The sequence below is a fragment of the Arthrobacter sp. H41 genome (assembly GCF_000520535.1).
Lineage (GTDB): Bacteria > Actinomycetota > Actinomycetes > Actinomycetales > Micrococcaceae > Arthrobacter_D.
The window spans coordinates 100,129-101,186 of the sequence record NZ_KI914778.1; the positions used below are offsets into that span (position 1 = coordinate 100,129).

2 protein-coding genes are annotated in these 1,058 nt (G+C 68.2%); one reads left to right on the forward strand and one right to left on the reverse strand.

Annotated features, from left to right (window positions below):
- Positions 1-399: serpin family protein (locus Y705_RS22210; RefSeq protein WP_162149043.1), on the reverse strand; the 399-nt coding region annotated here is incomplete at its 3' end.
- Between the two features lie 141 nt (positions 400-540).
- On the opposite strand from Y705_RS22210, the gene Y705_RS21095 reads away from it, so the two are divergent.
- Positions 541-1,058: DUF885 family protein (locus Y705_RS21095; RefSeq protein ID WP_253908499.1), on the forward strand; the 518-nt coding region annotated here is incomplete at its 3' end.

A 1,058-nucleotide genomic window follows, 5' to 3' on the forward strand; every position in this document is an offset into this window, starting at 1 on the left:
GACCGAGCCGGGATCGCCGTCGTACTCCTGGACCTCCGCCAGCAGGGCGTTCATCGCCTCGTCGCGGTACTCGGCCGGCAGTCCCAGCACGGCGTCCATCTCGGCGGCCGTCGTGGTGCCGGCGCCCGCCCGCAGCATCGCGAGGGCATAGAGCGCACTCAGGGGACTCGTCACCTGGTTGATGTCCGGGTTCTCGGCCGTCATCGCGGCCCCGAGCCGCATCGACGCCTCGATCAACGCTTCCTCGGCGTCCGGGAAACTGCCCCTTTCAACCGCTACTCGATCCATTCCCTCGGCGACCTGCGGTTCAGGAGCTGCCGTACCGCAACCCGACAGCACGAGCGCAGCCACGGTTCCCGCCGCCACGGCCCGACGGGCCGGAATCCTTTTTGCTGCCATCGTTCCCCCTTTATCGACGCGTCCTATCAAACCGTAGGCGCGTGCGCGTACCCACGGCCACCGCGCCCGGGCACGATTGGGTTGCAGAGTCTGCGGCCTGGGTCGTGGCTTCCAGCAACCAGGGGCGGCTAGGCTCTGCGTGTGACTTCTGAACCCGCACCCACCCCGTCCACCCCTCAGTCCCCCGGTGCATTGCCTGCCCGCGCAGCCACGGCGATCGACGCAGTCGCCGATTCCTACACGGGAACCCTCATCGAGCTGAGTCCCAGTTTCGCGACGACCCTGGGCGTACCCGGTCACGAGACCGAATACCAGGACTACTCCCCCGCAGGCCTCGAGGCCTTCGCCGAGGCCGCCCGCGAAACCCTGGAGCGGCTGTCCGACCTCTCACCCGCCGACGACGTCGACGCCGTTACGCTCGACGCGATGCGCGAACGCCTCGGGCTCGAGATGGAGATCCACGACACCGGCCTCAATCTGTCCGACCTCAACAACATCGCCTCTCCGGCACAGGAAATACGTGCCATCCTGGACCTCATGCCCACCTCCACCGCCGTGGAGTGGGGCCACATCGCGGGGCGCCTGCACAACATTCCCGATGCCCTGGCAGGCTATGCCTCCTCGCTCCGGGAGGGCAGGAACCGCGGCCTCGTGGCGGC